The 17,879-nt window shown below is 68.4% G+C and carries 17 protein-coding genes; 4 read left to right on the top strand and 13 right to left on the bottom strand.

Going from position 1 to position 17,879, the window contains the following annotated elements:
* Window positions 1-112: 112 nt before the first annotated feature.
* The 7 genes from FDA38_RS24905 to dacB form a co-directional block, all read right to left on the bottom strand.
* On the bottom strand, window positions 113-1,246 hold the full coding sequence (locus FDA38_RS24905; RefSeq protein ID WP_137256468.1) for a S1 family peptidase: 1,134 nt from the start codon (window positions 1,244-1,246) through the stop codon (window positions 113-115).
* 133 nt (window positions 1,247-1,379) lie between these two features.
* Window positions 1,380-1,952 (bottom strand): GTP cyclohydrolase I FolE, encoded by a 573-nt coding sequence (gene folE, locus FDA38_RS24900; RefSeq protein ID WP_137256467.1) that lies wholly within the window; start codon window positions 1,950-1,952, stop codon window positions 1,380-1,382.
* Between the two features lie 57 nt (window positions 1,953-2,009).
* The gene (ftsH, locus tag FDA38_RS24895) at window positions 2,010-4,049 is read right to left on the bottom strand and encodes an ATP-dependent zinc metalloprotease FtsH (protein ID WP_137256466.1); all 2,040 of its coding nucleotides are present in this window, start codon (window positions 4,047-4,049) and stop codon (window positions 2,010-2,012) included.
* Between the two features lie 175 nt (window positions 4,050-4,224).
* A complete protein-coding gene (hpt, locus tag FDA38_RS24890) occupies window positions 4,225-4,776 on the bottom strand; it encodes a hypoxanthine phosphoribosyltransferase (protein WP_130443709.1) in 552 nt (183 codons plus the stop codon).
* A 5-nt stretch (window positions 4,777-4,781) separates the two neighbouring features.
* Window positions 4,782-5,798 (bottom strand): tRNA lysidine(34) synthetase TilS, encoded by a 1,017-nt coding sequence (gene tilS, locus FDA38_RS24885; RefSeq protein WP_233714906.1) that lies wholly within the window; start codon window positions 5,796-5,798, stop codon window positions 4,782-4,784.
* Window positions 5,799-5,805: 7 nt separating this feature from the next.
* Window positions 5,806-6,900 (bottom strand): zinc-dependent metalloprotease, encoded by a 1,095-nt coding sequence (locus FDA38_RS24880; RefSeq protein ID WP_137256464.1) that lies wholly within the window; start codon window positions 6,898-6,900, stop codon window positions 5,806-5,808.
* Window positions 6,901-6,939: 39 nt separating this feature from the next.
* On the bottom strand, window positions 6,940-8,298 hold the full coding sequence (gene dacB / locus FDA38_RS24875; RefSeq protein ID WP_137256463.1) for a D-alanyl-D-alanine carboxypeptidase/D-alanyl-D-alanine endopeptidase: 1,359 nt from the start codon (window positions 8,296-8,298) through the stop codon (window positions 6,940-6,942).
* A 50-nt stretch (window positions 8,299-8,348) separates the two neighbouring features.
* Between dacB and FDA38_RS24870 the strand changes: the two genes are divergently transcribed.
* Window positions 8,349-8,837: an inorganic diphosphatase gene (locus tag FDA38_RS24870; protein WP_130442133.1), complete on the top strand. Its 489-nt coding sequence runs from the start codon at window positions 8,349-8,351 to the stop codon at window positions 8,835-8,837.
* Here the strand turns inward: FDA38_RS24870 and FDA38_RS24865 are convergent.
* Window positions 8,834-9,265: a MarR family winged helix-turn-helix transcriptional regulator gene (locus tag FDA38_RS24865; protein ID WP_137256462.1), complete on the bottom strand. Its 432-nt coding sequence runs from the start codon at window positions 9,263-9,265 to the stop codon at window positions 8,834-8,836. The genes FDA38_RS24870 and FDA38_RS24865 overlap by 4 nt on opposite strands.
* Window positions 9,266-9,361: 96 nt before the next feature.
* On the opposite strand from FDA38_RS24865, the gene FDA38_RS24860 reads away from it, so the two are divergent.
* Genes FDA38_RS24860 through FDA38_RS24850 form a run of 3 tightly spaced genes read left to right on the top strand, consistent with a single transcriptional unit; the run spans window position 9,362 to window position 11,972 of the window.
* A complete protein-coding gene (locus FDA38_RS24860) occupies window positions 9,362-10,315 on the top strand; it encodes a quinone oxidoreductase family protein (protein WP_202877804.1) in 954 nt (317 codons plus the stop codon).
* A gap of 12 nt (window positions 10,316-10,327) precedes the next feature.
* Complete coding sequence (locus FDA38_RS24855) at window positions 10,328-11,218, top strand: LysR family transcriptional regulator (RefSeq protein ID WP_137256460.1); 891 nt, start codon at window positions 10,328-10,330, stop codon at window positions 11,216-11,218.
* 46 nt (window positions 11,219-11,264) lie between these two features.
* Window positions 11,265-11,972, top strand: a complete 708-nt coding sequence (locus FDA38_RS24850; RefSeq protein WP_202877803.1) for an SDR family oxidoreductase — start codon at window positions 11,265-11,267, stop codon at window positions 11,970-11,972.
* Window positions 11,973-11,983: 11 nt separating this feature from the next.
* Here the strand turns inward: FDA38_RS24850 and FDA38_RS24845 are convergent, their stop codons facing one another.
* The 5 genes from FDA38_RS24845 to FDA38_RS24825 all read right to left on the bottom strand — a co-directional run bounded on the left by FDA38_RS24845 (window position 11,984) and on the right by FDA38_RS24825 (window position 17,789).
* Entirely contained in the window at window positions 11,984-13,399 is a 1,416-nt protein-coding gene (locus FDA38_RS24845) for a C40 family peptidase (protein WP_137256459.1), read from the bottom strand.
* 246 nt (window positions 13,400-13,645) lie between these two features.
* The gene (locus tag FDA38_RS24840) at window positions 13,646-14,458 is read right to left on the bottom strand and encodes an endonuclease/exonuclease/phosphatase family protein (protein WP_137256458.1); all 813 of its coding nucleotides are present in this window, start codon (window positions 14,456-14,458) and stop codon (window positions 13,646-13,648) included.
* 64 nt (window positions 14,459-14,522) lie between these two features.
* Window positions 14,523-15,593, bottom strand: coding sequence for a WD40/YVTN/BNR-like repeat-containing protein (locus tag FDA38_RS24835; RefSeq protein ID WP_137256457.1), 1,071 nt, complete (start codon window positions 15,591-15,593; stop codon window positions 14,523-14,525).
* A 21-nt stretch (window positions 15,594-15,614) separates the two neighbouring features.
* Window positions 15,615-16,880, bottom strand: coding sequence for an RICIN domain-containing protein (locus FDA38_RS24830; protein WP_137256456.1), 1,266 nt, complete (start codon window positions 16,878-16,880; stop codon window positions 15,615-15,617).
* A gap of 42 nt (window positions 16,881-16,922) precedes the next feature.
* Window positions 16,923-17,789, bottom strand: coding sequence for a helix-turn-helix transcriptional regulator (locus FDA38_RS24825; protein WP_137256455.1), 867 nt, complete (start codon window positions 17,787-17,789; stop codon window positions 16,923-16,925).
* Window positions 17,790-17,879: the final 90 nt, after the last annotated feature.

Below are 17,879 nucleotides of genomic sequence, written 5' to 3'. Positions count from 1 at the left end.
GCAACCCGTCCACGTGAACCCGCGATCCGTTTCCCACCCACACACCGTAGTAGGCGCATCCCCCAGTCCAGCAACCAGCCGCACATTTCTGCCGGCAGCAGCTCGGCTGGGCTCAGTTGGCGAGGATCAGGCGGGACTGGGTGGACTGCAGAACCTCGGCGATGGGCTGCGAGTACGACTCGTTGGTCTGGCCTGACTTCTCCAGGCACTGGCCGTTGAGCAGGGCCGCGCCGCTGGTGATGCCCTGCGCATAGTTGCCGGTCATGTTTGCGCCGCCGGAGTCGCCCGCCTCCACGCAGGCGGTGTGCTGGAACAGGCCGCGGACGATCCGGTTGTTGCCGTAGTTCACCGTGACGTTCTTCGCGACGATCCGCCCGCAGGTCCAGCCGGTGCTCTTCCCCGACTTGCACAGCGTCGATCCGACGGTGGCGTCCGCGAGCCCCTTGACCGCGACGTTGCCGGCGCCCCAGCCCTCGACGTACCCCTGCTGGTCCCAGCCCTCGATCACGCCGACCGAGCCGAAGTCGTTGCCCGGGAAGCTCGAGGTGTACGTGTTGCCGAGGATGTATCCGTTCCGGGAGAACGACGGCTTGCCCGCCGTGCAGTGGCCCGCGGTCAGGAAGATCCGGTTGCCCTTGCGGGTCCGGGCGTTGAAGCCGAGCGAGCAGACGTACCCGGTGTTCTTGTCGACCTGTACGCCGCCGCGCAGGCTGAAGTCGTCCGCGGTCGGGCGGATCGTCCCCACCACCTGGCGGACCGTCACCCGCTCGCCGTTCGCCACGGCGCGGGACAGGAACCGGTTGGTGATCGAGTCGTGTGCACCCTTCGGCACCGAGACGACCACGGTCCCCGAGACGGGATCGACGTACCACGAGCGCACCTTGCCGGCGCTGGACGTCATGGCCAGCTTGTTCAGTTCGCCCTGTACGGCGTTCAGCTGGCGGGCGGTGAAGCGGACCAGGCGCGGGATCGCACCGATCTGGCGGACCAGCTGCGCGGTCGCGAGATCGGACACGGCGACGATCAGCTCGCCGTTGTCGTAATAGCTGCCCACCACACCCGAGTCGGACCCGAGCTGCGACTCCAGGGTCTCCGCGACCAGCGGATCCTCGGTCTGCTTCTGGGTGGTCTTCTGCGGGGTCTTGGTCCGCGTGTCCGCGGTGGCCCAGTTGGCCGCGACCAGCCCGCCGGCCGTCAGGACGACGACCCCGGCCAATGCGGCGCCGACCCGGAAACGCCCCGACATCCTGTCCTCCTCACACCGGCACTCTGGTCCCCGTTGGCCGAGTGCCACTACGGAAAGTAAACGCTCAGCGACAGAATGTCCATAGTGCCGGACTCCTAAACTCCAACGAAGTCAGGGGTCCCGGGGCTACGGCTCAGCCGACGATCAGGCTCATCGCCTCCGCGCGGGTGACCGGGTTGCGCAACTGGCCGCGGACCGCGGAGGTGATCGTCTTCGCGCCCGGTTTCCGGACACCTCGCATGGTCATGCACAGGTGTTCGCACTCGATCACCACGATCACGCCGCGCGGTTCGAGGATCTCGACCAGCGATTCGGCGACCTGAGTGGTCAGCCGTTCCTGGATCTGCGGTCGTTTCGCGTACACGTCGACCAGTCGGGCCAGCTTCGACAGTCCGGTGATGCGGCCGTCCCGGCTCGGGATGTACCCGACGTGCGCGACGCCGGTGAACGGGACCAGGTGGTGCTCACACAGACTCCAGACCTCGATGTCCTTCACCAGCACCATCTCATCGTGCTCCAGCGCGAACGTGGTCGTCAGCACGTCCTCGGCGGTCTGACCGAGGCCCGCGGTGATCTCGGCGTACGAGCGGGCCACCCGGTCCGGGGTGTCCCGCAGCCCTTCGCGGTCCGGGTCCTCCCCGATCGCGAACAGCAGCTCCCGTACGGCGCGTGCCGCCCGCTCGTGGTCGAAATTCGGTGAGGTCATCCGGCCACTGTAAACAGCAGCGCCGCCACCCGATGGGTGGCGGCGCTCGAGTTGTTGCTACTGCTTGTTCGGCGGGGTCGGCCCGCTGCCGTAGTCCGTCGGCCGGATGGCCTCGTCCGGACCGACCGAGCCGCCCGGCAGTACGTCGTGCAGCGAACCGTTCTGCTCGGCGCGGCCGTTGCTGCCGGTCGGCATCACCGGCGGCTGGTCCGACGGCACCCGGGTGGACGAGCCGGTCCAGGCCGGCCGCCGCTCCCGCATGATCACCGGCTCGAAGATCCGCGCGATCTGGTGCTTGTCCAGCGTCTCCTTCTCGAGCAGCTCCTCGACCAGGTGGTCCAGGACCGCGCGGTTCTCGACCAGGATGTCGAAGGCCTCCTGGTGCGCGTTCAGGATCAGCTTGCCGACCTCCTCGTCGACCGCGGCCGCGATCTCCTCGGAGTAGTTCCGCTGGCTGCCGAAGTCACGGCCGAGGAACGGCTCGCTGCTGTCCTGGCCGAACTTGATCGCGCCCAGCCGCTCGGTCATGCCGTACTGCGTGACCATCGCCCGGGCCAGCGCCGACGCCTTCTCGATGTCGTTGCTCGCGCCGGTGGTCGGGTCGTGGAAGACCATCTCCTCGGCCGCGCGGCCACCGAGCATGTAGGCCAGCTTGTCCAGCATCTCCGACCGGGTGGTCGAGTACTTGTCCTCGTCCGGCATCACCATCGTGTAGCCGAGCGCGCGGCCACGCGGCAGGATCGTCACCTTCTGCACCGGGTCGGAGTGCGGCAGGGCCGCGGCGACCAGCGCGTGTCCACCTTCGTGGTACGCGGTGAGCACCTTCTCCTTGTCCGACATCAGGCGGGTACGGCGCTGCGGGCCGGCGATCACGCGGTCGATCGCCTCGTCCAGCGCGCGGTTGTCGATGACCTGCGCGTTCGACCGGGCGGTCAGCAGGGCCGCCTCGTTCAGCACGTTGGCCAGGTCGGCGCCGGTCATACCCGGAGTACGGCGGGCGACCGCGGTCAGGTCGACGTCCGGCGCCATCGGCTTGCCGCGGGAGTGGACCTTGAGGATCTGCGTCCGACCGGGCAGGTCCGGCGCGTCGACGGCGATCTGCCGGTCGAACCGGCCCGGGCGCAGCAGCGCCGGGTCGAGCACGTCGGGCCGGTTGGTGGCCGCGATCAGGATCACACCGCCGCGGACGTCGAAGCCGTCCATCTCGACCAGCAGCTGGTTCAGCGTCTGCTCGCGCTCGTCGTGACCACCGCCGAGGCCCGCACCACGGTGCCGGCCGACGGCGTCGATCTCGTCGATGAACACGATCGCCGGGGCGTTCGTCTTGGCCTGCTCGAACAGGTCGCGGACCCGGGAGGCACCGACACCGACGAACATCTCGACGAAGTCCGAACCGGAGATCGAGTAGAACGGCACACCCGCCTCGCCGGCGACCGCGCGGGCCAGCAGCGTCTTACCGGTACCGGGCTGGCCGTAGAGCAGCACGCCCTTCGGGATCTTCGCGCCGACCGCCTGGAACTTCCCGGGCTCCTGCAGGAACTCCTTGATCTCGCCGAGCTCCTCGACCGCCTCGTCACAGCCCGCGACGTCGGCGAACGTGGTCTTCGGGGTGTCCTTGGTGATCAGCTTGGCCTTCGACTTGGCGAAGCTCATCACCCGCGAGCCGCCGCCCTGCATCGAGTTCATCAAGAAGATGAAGACCACCGCGATCAGCAGGAACGGGATCAGCGTGGAGAACACCTGGCCGATGAAGCTCGGCTTCGGGTTCTCGACGTCGTACCGCTCGATCTTGCCGTCCTGGAACAGGGACTGCAGGTCGGTGCCCAGCGTCTCGGCCTGGCCGTCGACCCAGTGCGCCCGGAGCTTGGTGCCGTCGGTCTTCTCGACCCGGATCTCCTGGTCGGGGTCGATCAGCGTCACCGACTTGATCGTCTTGTCGCTCGACGACTTGGCCTGCTGGATCAGCTGGACGACCTGGCCGGTGGCTTCGGTCTTGTACCCGGTCGAGCCGGTCAGGAGCTGCCCGATCACCAGAACGCCCAGGAAGGCGACGACGATCCAGAACAGGGGTCCGCGGAAGATGCGCTTCACGTCCATGATCGGGGCCTAGGCCCCGTCCCTCCTAGCTCGGCAGGCCCGGATGTGGCGGGCTTGTGACGGTAATACCAGTCCAAGTGTCTCGTGTCGCACAAGACAACACAGCACGAGGGTCACCAAAGGACAGTACGACCCGTTGTACAGGCCGTCACCAAGTCTGCCTTGTGGGAGCCGGTCAGGAGTAGACGTGCGGGGCCAGCGTGGCCACACAGCGCAGGTTCCGGTACTTCTCGGCGTAGTCCAGACCGTAGCCGACGACGAACTCGTCCGGCAGCTCCAGGCCGACGTACTTGACCGGGACCCGCATCTTGGCGGCGTCCGGCTTCACGAACGCGGTGCACAGCTCGAGCGAGGCGGGTTTGCGTGACTCCAGGTTGCTGACCAGCCAGCTCAGCGTGAGCCCGGTGTCGATGATGTCCTCGACGATCAGCACGTGCCGGTTGGTGATGTCGGTGTCGAGGTCCTTCTGGATCCGCACCACACCCGACGACTTGGTGCCCGAGCCGTACGACGAGATGGCCATCCAGTCCATCTCCACGTGCCGGCTGAACGACCTGGCCAGGTCGGCCATCACCATCACCGCGCCACGCAGGACCCCGACCAGCAACAGGTCCTTGCCCTCGTAGTCGGCCTCGATCCGCGCTGCCAGCTCCCGCAGCTTCGCGAGGATCTGGTCCTCGGTGTAATGGATCTTGGTCAGGTCCTTCTCGATGTCCGCCGCATCCACAGCCGTCAGCCTGTCACATCCGGGCCGAGGATGATGAATCCGCCCTTGCGGATCGCGCGGATGCCCTGTGGTAGGTCGATCCAGCGCTGGCCGCGCCAGTCGGTCACCAACGCGTCGACCGCGGCGACGTGCCCCGCGGTCAGGTCCGTGGCCCGGCAACCGGCTTCCAGCGCGGCCTGCCGCAGTACCCGCGTCCGGATCGCAGTGGGCTCATCGGTCAGTACGCCGACGTCCGCGCGCACCTCGCCCTCGGCACGGCTCAGTGCGGTCTCGGCAACGTCCGCAGCGAGTAGGTCGAGCGCATCGGCGTCCGCCCGGAGCAGTCCCGCCGTACGGGCCAGCGCCTCGACCACGCCGGGCCCCAGCGCCTCCTCCAGCACCGGCAGCACCTCGTGCCGCACCCGCACCCGCGTGTACTGCGGGTCGTCGTTGTGCGGGTCATGCCACGGCCGGAGCCCCGAGGCGATGCACGCCGCCGCGGTTGTGGCCCGCGGTACCTCCAGGAACGGCCTGCGCAGCCGGCCGACCGCCGGAGCCATCCCCGCCAGGGACCGCCCGCCGGAGCCACGTCCCAGCCCCAGTAGGACAGTCTCGGCCTGATCGTCACGAGTGTGAGCCAGCAGTACGACGTCCGCTGCCAACTCGTCCGCCGCGTCCCGCAGAGCGTCGTACCGCGCAGCCCTAGCCGCTGCCTCCGGACCGCCGTCGCTGCCGACCTCCACCGCACGTACCTGGACAGGGTCGAGCCCTAACGTCCGGCACTGCTCAGCCGCGGTCGCGGCAACGTGGGCGGAGTCCGGCTGTAGGCCGTGGTCGACGATGACCGCTCCGGCGCGCAGGCCGAGCTTGGGCGCCTCGAAGGCGGTCGCAGCCGCAAGAGCGAGTGAATCCGTGCCGCCGGAGCAGGCGACCAGCACCGTGGTCCCCTGCGGCAGCTCGGCCAACGTCGCCCGGACGGCCTCCCGGGCGCGAGCTATGGCCGGGTGCAGCTTCCCTCGTCTGCGCTCGACCAACTCCTCCACGGCTGACTCAGCCGTGGAGTCGGGCGACCCAGGCATCGGGGTTCGCGATCTCGTTCTTGGTCGGCAGCGTGTTCGGGCCGGTCCAGACCCGGTTGAAGCCCTCCATACCGACCTGGTCGACCACGCGGCGTACGAACGCCGCACCGTCCTTGTACTGCCGCAGCTTCGCGTCCAGCCCGAGCAGCCGCTTCAGCAGCTGGTCCACCGGATTGCCGCTCTGCCGGCGGGACGTGAACTTGGACCGGATGTGCTCGACGGTCGGAATGACCGACGGGCCGACCCCGTCCATCACGAAGTCCGCATGGCCCTCCAGCAACGACATGACCGCGGTCAGCCGGTCCAGCACCGCACGCTGCTCCGGCGACTGCATCAGGTCCACCAGGCTCAGCTCGGCCTCACCACGCACCGACCGTCCCAGCCGCTGCACAGCCTCCCGGAACATCGCGGCGTACGCCGACGCGTCCAGCTCGGCCTGGTCCAGGAACAGGGCGATCTCGGACCGCAGGTGGTCCCGCAGCCACGGCACGGCGGTGAACTGCACCCGGTGCGTCTCCTCGTGCAGACACACCCACAGCCGGAAGTCCCGCGGTACGACGTCGAGCTCGGTCTCCACGTGCATGACGTTGGGTGCCACGAGCAGCAGCCGACCGGTCAGGTGAGGCCGATCCGGGTCCGGCTGGGCCGGGTAGAACGGATCGAACTGGCCGAGCACCCGGGAGGACAGGAACGCCAGCAGCGCACCGGCCTCGATCCCCGTCACCCGTGAGCCGACCGCAGAGGACAGACCGGTCGTCCGGTCCGCCTTCTCGCGCAGCTTGTCCGCCAGCGGCTGCAGCACGGTCCGGAAGCCGTCCGCGTTCGCCTGCACCCAGCCGGGCCGGTCCACGATGACCACCGGAGCGGTGGCCGACGTGGCCTGCAGCCCGGTGAACTCGCGTACGTGCCCCTCGGACTCGGCCGCGAACTGCCGCAGCTCCGCGACCACCTGGTCCGCCTCCGCGCGGCTGACCGCCGGGCCGGGGCGCAACAACTTCCGCGCCACACCGGTCGCCAGCTGCCAGTCGACCATCTCGGTCGTGGTCTCGCCTTCAGCCGTACTCATACAACGACCCTAGTGCTATGTCCCAACATGTGGGGCTGATCAGCAGCCGCAGTTGGCCAAGGCAGCCGTGGTCCGGTCGAGGGCCGCGCGGGCGTCGAGGGTCTTCGGGACCGGGACGCTGTCGCTGGCGACAGCGAACACCAGGAGCGTGCCGGAGCGGTCGCGGGCGTACCCAGCGAGGCTATGGACACCGGTCAGCGTGCCGGTCTTGGCATGGACCAGTCCGGTCCCCGTGCCGGTCCCGGCGGTGGTGAACCGCTCCCTGAGGCTTCCGTTGAAGCCCGCGATCGGGAGTCCGCTCAGGAGATGCCGCAGCTCCGGGTGGTCCTTGGAGATCGCCACCCGGACCGCACCGGCGAGCAGGTCGAGCGGAACCTTGTTCGCCCGGGTCAGACCGCTGCCGTCGTAGATGCGGGCCTTGCTGACATCCAGACCGAGTTTGGTGAGCGTGGCGCGCACACCCTTGACGCCACCGACGTACGAACCGCCGTTGCCCGTCGCGATGCCGACCTGCCGCAGCAGCACCTCGGCACCGTCGTTGTCGCTGTGCTGGTTGATGTACTCGACGATCTGCCCGAGCGTCGGCGACTTCACCTGCGCCAGCGGCGCCACCTTGGCCTGAGCTGTCGCGGCCTTGACGGTCGGCGCCACCGTGATCCCGTACGTACCCAGCAACTTCGAGAACGACGTGGCTGCGGCCTGGGCCGGCAAGGTCGCCCGCTTGGCCATACCTGGTGAGATGCGGCCCTCGTTCACCCACAGCGCCGTCGTCGGCGCGGCAATCCCCTCCGGGATGTAGTTGGCTTCCCAGTTCGCATTGGCCGCCGGACCGGTGAACAGCGACGCGTCGTACCCGAGGGTGACCCGCGTGACGCCTTGCGCCTTCAACGCCTTCGCAGTACTCGCCGCGAGCGTCTGCAGCGTTGCGCGCGTCGGGTAGTCGGTTGCCTGCTTCACCGCGAGCAGCGGGTCGCCACCGCCGACCAGGACGATCGAGCCCTTGCCCGCGCTCACGACCTTGGTGGCGAAGGTGTGGTCCGGCCCCAGCGTCGCCAGCGCCGAGACCGTGGTCAGGAGCTTCAGAGTCGAGGCAGGCGTGTACGGCGTCGCCGCCCCGACCGAGAACACCGGCTTGCCGCGGGAGGCGTCGTACACATAGACACCGTGGTGCGAGCCGAGTGACGGGTCCTTGAGGACGGCAGCGAGCGCCTTGCCGACTCCGGCCGCCGTCGGGGCGACGCCCTCGGTGGTCGCGGGTGCCAGAACGGGCGGTGCCTGCTGTGTGGTCCGGACTGATCCGGGTACGGCGCCTGCACTGCTCACCAGGCCGGCGCCCATGCTGGTGCACAGCGCCGTAGTGAGCAGCGTGACGAATGCCGCACGGGCAGGTCGTGCCACCTGGCTGCTCCTGTCATTCGGTCGGTCGGAACCGTGACAGTATCTGCCGTATGGAGTTCGACGTCTTCATCGAGATCCCCAAGGGCACCCGCAACAAGTACGAGCTCGACCACAAGACCGGTCGGCTCCGACTGGACCGGACGCTGTTCACGGCCACCCAGTATCCGTCCGACTACGGGTTCATCGAGGACACCCTCGGTCAGGACGGCGACCCGCTGGACGCACTCGTCCTGCTCACCGAGCCGACGTTCCCCGGCTGCCTGATCAAGGCCCGGGCGATCGGCATGTTCCGGATGACCGACGAGAAGGGCCCGGACGACAAGGTGCTCTGCGTCCCGGCCGGTGACCCGCGCCAGGAGCACCTGCGCGACATCCACCACGTGCCGGAGTTCGACCGGCTCGAGATCCAGCACTTCTTCGAGGTCTACAAGGACCTCGAACCCGGCAAGTCGGTCGAGGGCGCCACCTGGGTCGGCCGCTCCGACGCCGAGGCCGAGATCACCGCCTCCTTCCAGCGTCTGAAGACCGAAGGTCACTAATCGCCTGACAGGCGGCGGAGCAGGCCCAGCAGGGTTTTGCGCTCCGCTGCCGTCAACGGCTCCAGCAGGTCCGCCTCGGCGGCGAGGATGAGCTCGTCCATCGCGTCCAGCTGCTTCTCGCCGTCCGGGGTGATGGCAACGATCTTGCGGCGCCGGTCGGCCGGGTCGACCCGCCGCGCCAGCAACTTCAGCTCCTCGAGCTCGTCGAGCAGCGTGACCAGATCGCTGCGGTCGAAGCCGATGCGGTCGGCAAGCGTCGCCTGAGCAGCCTCGCCGTCGTCGGCCAGGCTCGCGAGCACGTGATAGTGCTGCGTCCGGACACCGGCCTCGGTCATGTGCTGCCGGACCAACCGCTGGGCATGCTGACTCGACCGCCCCAGCGCCCACAGCACCCGGTCGGCCAGCCGATGCGTCGGCCCTTTCTTCACCCCCCAACTCTATTGGCATCGCTCACCCCTGGGGTTATCGTGGGAGTCTCCTATTATTTCTGGCTCCCACGATATGGAGATCCCACAATGCGCGCAGTGCGCTTCTACCGTCACGGCGGCCCCGAAGTCCTCCAGCTCGAGGAGGTCGACGTACCCGAACCCGGCACCGGCCAGGTCCTGATCAAGGCCGAGGCGATCGGTGCGAACGCGATCGACGCCGTACTCCGCCGCGGCGGCTCGCCTTGGGACCGTCCGCTCCCCGGCACCCTCACCGGCGACGTCGTCGGCCGGATCGTCAAGCTCGGCGCCGACACCCCGCCCGGCGTGGCCGTCGGCCAGCGCGTCTCGGCGCTCACCGTGGACGCCTTCGCCGACTACACCGTCGCCGATGCCGGGTTCCTCGCGTCGATCCCCGACGATGCCGACGCGGGCGAGGCCTCGATGATGTCGCTGACCGCCCCGCTCGCACTCCGAGTCCTCGAGTCAGGTCACGTCCCGGCCGGCGGCACGGTCCTGATCCAGTCCGCCGCGGGCACCATCGGCCACCTCGCCACCCAGCTGGCCCGGTTCTACGACCCGAAGACGATCATCGGTACGGCGTCCTCCGCGAAGAAGCTCGACTTCATCCGCGACCTCGGCGCCGAGCCGGTCGACCTCACCGATCCCGACTGGCCGGCCAAGGTCCGCGCCCTCGCCCCGGACGGCGTCGACACCGTCCTCGACGCGGTCGGCGGCATGGTCTTCGACCAGGGCCTCGAACTGGTGAAGCCCCTCGGCAGGATGGTCTCGTACGGCGCCATCACCACCGAAGTCCCGGCCGTCCCGGTGCTCGGTCTCCAGCTCCGGACCCTCACCGGCGTCTCCCTGTACGGCTGGCAGCAGGCCCGCCCCGACGAGGCCCGCGCCGACATCGCCGAGGTCATCCGCCGCTGGCAGTCCGGCGACCTCCGCCCGGTCGTCCACGCCACCCACCCACTCACCGACGTGGCCCGGATCCACGAAACCCTCGACGCCCGCGAGAACCTCGGCCGCCTCATCGCCATCCCGTGAAACCATGACCAAGTGGAGCTTCGGCAGATGCGGTACTTCGTGGGCGTTGCCGAGGAACTCCATTTCGGTAAAGCAGCCGAACGCCTCTACATCTCCACCCCGACCCTGAGCCAGCAGATCAAGCAGCTCGAACGCGAGGTCGGTACGACCCTGCTGATCCGGCACAGCCGCGGCGTCGAGCTCACCCCGGCCGGCCAGGTCTTCCTGGCCCGCGCCCGCGAAACCATCCAGGCGGCCGGCCTGGCGCTGAAGGACACGCGCCGGGCCGCCGGCCTGGACGAACCGGTCCTGCGACTCGGGCTGCTGAACGGCATCCCCGGCTGGCTCCCCGCCGCCCTCGAACAGCTCGCCACCGAACGCTTCCCGAACAGCACGGTCACGCTCGAGGCCGGCACCACCACCGATCAGCTCCGGATGCTGACCGCCGGCGAGATCGACCTCGGCCTGGTCCGTACGCCGATAACGTTGCCCTCAGCAATCACTTCCGAACACCTCGCCGCCGAGGAGCTCGGCGTACTGCTGACTGCGACCCACCCGCTGGCCGCCCGTCCGGTGCTGACCCTCGACGATCTGACCGACCTCGAGCTGATCTGGATCCCGCGCGCGGCGGCGCCGGAGTTCCACGACGATCTGCTCCGCCGGCTCGGCCCCGGCGTACGGCTGAGCGATATCAGCATGAGCCACTCGCAGCTCCGCTCGGCGCTGCTCGTCCGGAGGTCCGCCATCAGCCTCGGATCCCGTCGCGCCGCCACGCCGGACGTCGTCTGGCGACCCATCGAAGGCAGCCCGCTGATCGCCCGGTACGCCGCTGTTTGGCGCACCGATTCGCGCAACCCGGTGCTCCAGGCGATGACCGTTGGCCCCGGACTAACGATCGTTAGCCAACAAGTCGTGGTCGACTGACTCGTCCGGTGGTTGGCTCGAAACGTCAACCACCGAAGGAGATTCAGTGCAGGAACACGTAGTGATCGTCGGCGGCAGCTCCGGCATGGGCCACGCTCTCGCCGCTGAGCTCGTTGCCCAAGGCAGCGAAGTCACGATCGCGGGCCGCTCACCCGGCAAGCTCGAGGCAGTACGCCGGGAGCTCGGCGTACACACCGTTGCCATGGACCTCGGAATCGAGCGCGATATCGAACGACTCTTCGCCACCACCGGCAAGGTGAACCACGTCGTCACGACCGCCGCGGATGTCGGCGGCGCCTACCAGCCGATCAGCGAGTACGACGTCGACGCGGCCCGCTCCGCGGTCGACTCCAAGCTGCTCGGACCGTTGCTGCTCGCCAAGCACGGCGCGTCGGTACTCGAGCCCGGCGGCTCGATCGTGTTCACCTCAGGGATCGCGGCGTACCGGCCCGGACCGCGCGCATCGTTGCTCGCGGCACTCAACGGCGCACTTGCTTCATTGGCCGCGGCGCTCGCGGTCGAGCTCGCGCCGATCCGGGTCAACGTGGTGTCCCCCGGCTGGGTCGACACCCCGATCTGGCAGGACGTCGCCGGCGACGCGGCGCCCGCCACCTTGGCCGCGATGGCGGACCGCCTCCCGGTCGGCCGCATCGGCCGGACCCAGGACATCGCGGCCGCCATCATCGCCCTGCTGCGCAATGGTTTCATCACCGGCACCGTTCTTCACGCCGACGGCGGACACCGGCTGGTCTAGGGAGTAAGTGGTCAGGGACGGCCGAAGAAGTTCGGCGGGATCCAGTAGTAGACGCTGTCGATCTGCACCGGCTTCCCGGTCCGCGGCGCGTGGATCATCTGCCCGTTGCCGAGGTACATGGCGACGTGGTGGATGGTCCCCGGGTCGCTCGGGTTCGTCGCCCAGAAGATCAGGTCACCCGGCCGCAGCTCGTCCTCGTCGATGTGCTGGATCTGCTCGTACTGCGCGACGCTGTAGTGCGGGAGCTGGACACCGGCCCGCTCCCAGGCGCCCTGGGTCAGACCGGAGCAGTCCCAGCGCGACGGCCCGGTCGCGCCCCACAGGTACATGTCGCCGAGCTGCCTCAGCGCGAAGTTGATCGCGTCCCGCGCGCTGCCGCCCGAGCTGTGCCCGCCACCATTGCCGCCACCGCCGTTGTTGTCGTTGCTCGGCTTCGGCTTGTGGTGCTTCGGCGGCTTCTTGCCGTGGTTCTGCTTCTGCTCTTCCTTCTCCTGCCGGGCCTCCTCGGCTGCTTCCCGGGCTCGTTCGGCGGCCTCGGCGCGGCGTTCCGCGGCCTCGCGGGCGGCGATCCGGCGCTTCAGCTCGGCGGCCTTCTTCGCGGCGAGAGCGGCGGCTCGTTGTCGCGCAAGCTCCTCGAGTCCCCGCTGCCGCTGGGCAGCCACCTTCACCGACGTGTTCTGCAGTACGGCGAGCTGCGCGATCGACTTCGTGCGCTGCACCCCGATCGCTGTCACGGCCGCGGACTGAGCGGCCTCCGCGTCCTCGGCGGCCTTCTTCGCCTTCGCCGCCTCGTCGGTCGCCTTCTTCACCTTCACGACCGCCTGGTCGGCCTGCACCTTGAACAGGTTGGTCATCACCTGGGTCGCCGAGAACCGCAGGTACGAACCCTGCATCGCGGCGGACACCGAGCGCGCCGCGCCTGCAGAGTCGAGCAGATCCTGCGGACCGTTCGCGGTGAACAGCGGCGCGATCTTCGCCACGTCGCCACCGCCCTGGTACGACGCGGCGGCGAACCGGCCGATCTGCGCCCGCTGGGTGGCGAGCGTCTTCTCCGCCTCGGTCGCCCGGGCCGCGGCGGCAGCCGCCTCGGCCTTGGCCTGCTGGAGCCGGTAGACGGCGCCGTTGTACGCCTCGTCGGCGATGCCGGACTCGATACCGAGCTGCTCGAGCCGCGCGTTCGCCGCGGCCAGCTGGCGCTCGATGGTCGCGACCTGGGCGGCCTTGGAGGCTGCGGCCTGCTTGGCCCGTTCGACCGCGGCCTTGGACGGGATCACCGGCGGCTTCGGCTTGGCAGCCTCGGCCGCAAGGGGCTGGATGACCATCGTGCCGGCCAGACAGATCGCGAGCACCCCGGAGAGCAGTGCCCTACCGGTCTTCCCAGTGCTCCCGACCCGCCCGCCGGACGTGGCCCTGAGGGGCGTCCGCATCGGGATCGTTCCTTCCGCCGGTCACGAACCCCTTCCCCAGGGTTCGTGAACTTTTGGTCCTCCTGGACCACATACGTGACACTAGTTGCCTACAGCCCCATTGGGAACAGCTTTCACACAAGTAACTTTGTTTCACCCGTGTGTCGACTTGACAAACTACAAGCTTGTAATTCCGCGAAGACGCAGGTCGGCGCGCAAAAACGCCCTCCGCCGAAGCCGGAGGGCGTTTTGTGACGCGTCAGGTGTTCAGCGGAGGGCGAACGAGGCGACCACCGGGAGGTGATCCGAGGCCGGCGTGACCGGTACGGCGGCCTTCACCGCGCGCAGGCCCGCGCTGTGCAGCTGGAAGTCGATCCGCTTGGTCGGGTTGCCTGCCTCGATCGTGTAGCCCGGGCCGACGCCGACCTCGGTCCAGGTGTCGTCGTACACCGCGGTCAGGGTCTTGATCTCCGGCGCTTCCGGCGTCGCGTTCAGGTCGCCGACGAGCAGCGTCGGGGTCTTCGACTTACCGAGCAGCTCGACCACCTTCTGCGCCTGCTCCAGCCGCTCGGCGTTGTTGTTGCTGGTCAGGTGCGTGTTCGCGAACCGTAGGTCGGCCCCACGAACCTTGATCTTCGCGACCGCGAGACCGCGCTGCTCGCCGGTCGGGTACAGCGGCAGCAGCGTGTTCTTGAAGTCCTTGATCGGGTACTTCGACAGGATCGCGGTCCCATACTGGCGCCGCGGCTCGCCCGGGCTCACCGGCGGGAGGTCGAGGTTGGCGGCGTACGCGTAGTGCATCTTGAGCCGTGCGGCGAACCAGGCCGGCTGGTCCACCCAGTTGCTGCGCACGTCCCAGTGCCGGTCGACCTCCTGGAGCCCGATCACGTCGGCCCCGGACTGCTCGATCAGTACGGCGATCCGCTCGAGATCGAGGACCCCGTCGATCCCCGCGCCGTGATGGATGTTGTAGGTCATCACCGTCAGCGGCCGCTCCGGCCGTGCGGCGTCAGGATTGGCAGCGGCAACGGTCGGCACCGCGATCAGGAACCCCACCAGGACCGTTAGCAATTTACGCATGCGCTCATACTTCCGGAAAACCGGCGACACTCGCACAACGAGCGAGTGTCGCCGGTCTGAACGGTCAGTGCACCAGGCGACCAACGGCGCCCTTCGCGCCTGAAGCCCAGCAGCCGGCGTGGGAGCCGTGGCCGGCGCATTCGACGCTGTCGAAGCTGCCGTAGTAGAACTGCTTCCAGCTGCGCCCGCCGTCGAAGCTCACATCGCTCCCGGACGGTCCGACCGCGACCACGGTCGACGGCGACCACGGTACGAAGTGCGAGCCGCTGCGGTACCCCTTCGGCGCCTTGTCCGCGGGCACGAGCTTCCAGGTGCGGCCGCCGTCGTACGTAATCGAGGCCGCCTTCACCGCCTCGTCCGGCTTCTCGAAGTCACCGCCGACCGCGACGCCGAACAACGGGTTCCGGAACGCGAGGCTGAAGATGCCGGCGGCCATGCCGCTGGCCATCGGCGAGTCCGAGACCCGCCAGTGCCGGCCGCCGTCGCTCGTCCGGAACACCCGCGGCCGGTCGCCGCCACCGGTCGCGAACCACGCAGTACGGCCAGGCCCGGCGACCAGACAGGTCCCGCTCGCCGCGAACGCGAACTCGCCGGGCAGCGCGGCCGGCATCCCGGCGTTCGACTGCACCTTCCACGACTTGCCGCCGTCCGACGTCGCCGCGATCCGGAACTTCCCGTCGACCGGGTCGCTCATCGCGAGCCCGTGCTTGTCGTCGTTGAACGCAAAGCAGTCGTAGAACGCGTTCGGGTCGGTGTTCCGGAACGTCTCGGTCCAGGACTTGCCGCCGTCGGCGGTGCGGTAGACCCGGGAGTCCTCGCCTGTCCCGATCGACAACGCGACAGCGCGCTTCGCGTCGAACGCCTCCACATCGCGGAACTGCAGCGCCGACGCACCGGCCGGGCTGACGTTCTGCCAGTGCCTCCCGCCGTCGACGGTTCGCAGTACCGTCCCCTCGGTCCCACCCACCCAGGCGACGTCCTTGCTGACCGCCGCCAGCCCGCGGAACTGCGCCGTACTTCCGGTCGGCGTCAGCTCCCAGCGGTACGACGGCCCGCCGTGCGCCTGGGCGGGGATGACCTGAGACATCAACAGCAAACCTCCTGCCGCCAAAGCGGCCACACGCAGGATTCTCATGCGCGGCAATCTAACCGCCGTTCATGTCAGCTTGAAGGACTGCGCTGCACTTCCGTTGCAGGTGAGTTGGACGAGTTGGGTGCTGTCGGCCGTGGAACCGCCCGGGACCGTCAGGCATTTGTTGCTGAAGCGGCTGACGAAGTGGAAGTAGCCGCTGCCTTCGGACACGGCTTGCCATTGCTGGTTGTTCCCGTTGCTGTACGTCCACAACTGCAGGCCGGCGTTGTCCGCGGCAGACACCCCGGTTACATCGATCACCTTCGTCGCATCGTTGCGGTTGTTGACCCGCGTGAACCCACCGGACGTCGGCTGGAACTGGAACTGCTGTGCCTGCGTGCCGTTGCAGGTGTACTGCTGGATGACCGTCCCGTTCGCAACCCCGGCCGCGCGCGCGTCGACGCACTTCCCGTTGCCCTTGTTGGCGACCTGGTACCACGCGGTCGGCGACGGCTGGTCGACCGGCGGCGTCGTACCGCCACCACCGAGCCACTTCAGCGCGTCCATCATGAACTGGTTCTGCGCCGGGCTGTCGAAGGTCGACGAGAGCCGGGTGTTGGTCTCGTAGTTCATCGCGTTGTGGCCGAAGTTCGCGTAGATCATCTTGTAGTTCTTGTTGGTCCAGATGATCGGGTAGTAGCCGGAGTACCAGGTCTGGTTGGGATCGGTGCCGACCGGGAAGCTGGACGGGTCGATCGACGCCAGGATCTGGATGTCGGGGTTGTTCCGCAGGTCGATCTGCCAGCTGTACCACTCGCTCACCGACGAGCGGAACGTCGCGCCGGTGTTGACCAGCGCGGGGTGCGAACGGTTCTCGGCCTTCAGCGTGACCGCGGTCGGTCCCCAGGTGTTCGAGACGAACCGGCCGGTGCCGAGCAGCGTGTTGTTGAACCACGGCCAGCCGCCGCTCGCGTCGTTGTACGCCGACACGTGGAAGCCGAAGAACGCGCCGCCGTTGTCCATGTAGTTCTTGAACCCGTTGCGCTGCGCATCGGTGTGCGGCGAGTCGTCGAGGAACATGACGACCTGGTACTGCGATGCGCTCAGGTTGTTGAGCTGGTCCCAGTTGTTGGTCGAGGTGTACGAGAACCCGTTCTGCGCACCGAACTGCGGGAAGCGTTGATTCGCTTCCTTCTCGAAGTCGATGTGCGCGGCGTCGTAGGTGCCGCTGTAGAACGCGAGCACGTTGAAGGTCGCCTCGACCTTGGCAACCGCGGTCGAGGTGAGCCCGCTGATCAGCAGCACCAGAGCGAGCAGGAATGCGGGCAGGCGAAATCGATCGGAAAGCATGGGGGCGGACCTTTCCGTCAGAACCTTATGAAATTTCAGGACTTAAATTAACTCCCGATCAAAGCCCTGTCCAGAGTTCATCGCCTGACTGCCCAGAACGCTGAGCAACTGCAGCTTCTCCGCGCTCTCGCTGCCCGGTTCCGCGGTGAACACGATCAGCGTCTGCTGCCCGTCCCGGTTGTCGATCAGCTCGCAGTACAGCTCGAGGTCGCCGACCGCCGGGTGCCGGAACCGCTTGGTCTGACTGTGCGCGACGACGACCTCGTGCGCATCCCAGATCTCGACGAACTCCGGACTCAGCTTCTGCAGGGCCTTCACCAGTGACGCGGCGTACGACTTGGGCCCGTCGATCGTGGCGGTCGTGCGCAGCATCGAGACGAGCAGCTTGCTGTGGGTGGTCAGCTCGGGGTCCGCGTAGAGCGCCCGGGTCTCCGGATGCACGAACCAGCGGTAGACCTCGCTGCGCTCCATACCCTGGAAATTGGTCAGCTCACCGGCGAACGCGACGTGCGCCGGTGTCTGCGCGAGCACCTCGCCACACCGGTTCAGCAGCATCGCGGGGGTGTCGTGCAGCCGGTCGAGGATCCGCAGCATGCCGGGGTCGACGTGGCAGGCTCGCGTCGTCCGCGGCGGCGTACCGTGGCCGGCCAGCAGGAACAGGTGGTCGCGCTCCTCGAGTGTCAGCCGGAGCGCGCGGGCGATCGCGCCGAGCATGTCGACCGACGGCTGCGGGCCGCGTCCGCCCTCGAGCCGGCTGTAGTAGTCGGCGGACATCGACGCCAGCGCGGCGACCTCCTCGCGACGGAGACCGGGGGTACGGCGCCTGCGCCCGCGGGGCATGCCCACGTCTTCGGGTTGCAGGGCCTCCCGGCGTTTGCGCAGGAAGTCGGACAGCTCGGCGTACTCCATACGTCCAGTGTCCACGGCGTACGGGCGTTATCCACTGCTTGCGGAGCAGTGGCTGAGCGCGGCCTGGTTGCCATCGGCATCCGGTCGCAG

Source organism: Kribbella jiaozuonensis (genome assembly GCF_005233875.1).
Classification (GTDB): Bacteria; Actinomycetota; Actinomycetes; order Propionibacteriales; family Kribbellaceae; genus Kribbella; species Kribbella jiaozuonensis.
Note: the sequence above shows the minus strand (reverse complement) of the source record. Positions and strands in the feature narration are given on the sequence as shown.

Coding starts and splice junctions, on each gene's coding strand:
- FDA38_RS24905 (WP_137256468.1), bottom strand. CDS start 1,246: ATGTCGGGGCGTTTCCGGGTCGGCGCCGCATTGGCCGGGGTCGTCGTC.
- folE (WP_137256467.1), bottom strand. CDS start 1,952: ATGACCTCACCGAATTTCGACCACGAGCGGGCGGCACGCGCCGTACGG.
- ftsH (WP_137256466.1), bottom strand. CDS start 4,049: ATGGACGTGAAGCGCATCTTCCGCGGACCCCTGTTCTGGATCGTCGTC.
- FDA38_RS24880 (WP_137256464.1), bottom strand. CDS start 6,900: ATGAGTACGGCTGAAGGCGAGACCACGACCGAGATGGTCGACTGGCAG.
- FDA38_RS24870 (WP_130442133.1), top strand. CDS start 8,349: ATGGAGTTCGACGTCTTCATCGAGATCCCCAAGGGCACCCGCAACAAG.
- FDA38_RS24845 (WP_137256459.1), bottom strand. CDS start 13,399: ATGCGGACGCCCCTCAGGGCCACGTCCGGCGGGCGGGTCGGGAGCACT.
- FDA38_RS24840 (WP_137256458.1), bottom strand. CDS start 14,458: ATGCGTAAATTGCTAACGGTCCTGGTGGGGTTCCTGATCGCGGTGCCG.
- FDA38_RS24835 (WP_137256457.1), bottom strand. CDS start 15,593: ATGAGAATCCTGCGTGTGGCCGCTTTGGCGGCAGGAGGTTTGCTGTTG.
- FDA38_RS24830 (WP_137256456.1), bottom strand. CDS start 16,880: ATGCTTTCCGATCGATTTCGCCTGCCCGCATTCCTGCTCGCTCTGGTG.
- FDA38_RS24825 (WP_137256455.1), bottom strand. CDS start 17,789: ATGGAGTACGCCGAGCTGTCCGACTTCCTGCGCAAACGCCGGGAGGCC.